Genomic DNA, 1,424 nt, shown 5'->3' on the forward strand with positions numbered 1-1,424 from the left:
CGCCTGCTCAGGCGACGCGGGTGAGCCTGGCTCCCGTGGACGGCTCCTGGAGGTCGCCGCCGAGCTGCACCGGCACCTTCACGGCACCGCCCTCGGCGTCGCCGACGGTCAGCGAACCGACCTTGGTGCCCTCGGGCGCGGCGTGCGGCATCGACGGGTCGGGGGCGAAGGTCAGCTTGACCTCGTGACCCGCCCAGCCGACCGCCTTGACGTCCTCGGAGACCACCACCGGGGTGCGGCCGCCGAGCTGGTCGTCGACGTACCCGACGACGTCGCCCTTCTTCAGGATGGTCTTCGACTCCAGCGCGTCCTGGGTGGCCAGCATCGCCGTCTTGGACACGGCGTTGACGGTGTCGAGGATGAACGGCTTGTGCTGCCCGAGGACCGCCCCGACCAGCGTCACCGTCTCGCCGCCGACCTCCTTGGTGGCGGCGAAGAGCAGGTTGCCGCCGGCCTTGGTGGTCGAGCCGGTCTTGATGCCGATGGCGTCGTTGTACGGGACCAGGGTGTTGTAGTTGTAGTGGATCCGCCCCGAAGGGTCCTTCCACGAACCCTGTTTGGTGATGTCCACCATGGCGCGCATCTTCATCATCTCGACGCCCAGCTTCACCTGGTCCTCCGCCGTGGAGACGGTCGTCTCCTTGAGGCCGGAGGGGTCGGTGTAGGTGGTGTTCTTCATGCCGAGCTCGGCGGCGGTCCTGTTCATCTTCTTGACGAACGCGGCCTCCGAACCGGCGTCCCAACGGGCCAGCAGCCGCGCGATGTTGTTCGCGGACGGGATCATCACGGCGGACAGCGCGTCGCGCAGGGAGAGCTTCTGGCCCTCCTTGACGGTGTTCAGCGTGGACTCGTCACCCGTCTTGTCGTAGCCGCCCTCCTTCTCGGCGAGCGCGTCGACGGGGATCGAGGGACCGTCCTCGCCCGTCTTCAGCGGGTGGTTCTTCATGATCACGTAGGCGGTCATCGACTTGGTGACCGAGGCGATCGGCACGGGCTTCACCTCGCCGAACGAGTCGACCGTGCCGATGCCGGTGACGTCCATCCAGCCCTGGCCCTCGTCCGGCCACGGCAGGGCGACCGGGTCGCCGTCGAAGCGGAAGGACTCCTCGGCGGTCAGCACCAGGGACGGCTCGGGCAGCGGGCGGACCATCTGGACGACCGCGAGCGCGATCGCCAGCAGCACCACCACCGGCGTCCAGATCTTGACCCGGCGGACCATCCGGCGCGGCAGGGTGTCCGGCGGCGGCGGGGTGTTGGTCAGCTCGGCCAGCAGGTCCAGCGGCGGCTTGGGCGGCAGCGGCTGCTGGGTGGTGCGCTCGGGGCCGATCTGCGGGATCGCGGTGGTCTCGGTCGACGCCGCGACGGGGGCGGGGCCGGCGGCTCCCGCGGGACCCGCCGGGGAGCCGGGGCGCGCGGGTGGCGTC

The 1,424-nt window shown here is 70.4% G+C and carries 1 pseudogene; it reads right to left on the bottom strand.

The features are described 5' to 3' along the window. Positions 1 to 7: 7 nt before the first annotated feature. A pseudogene (locus tag ACOV8S_RS01000) lies at positions 8 to 1,424 on the bottom strand (D-alanyl-D-alanine carboxypeptidase); the annotation flags it as partial.

The organism is Streptomyces sp. CO7 (genome assembly GCF_053474865.1).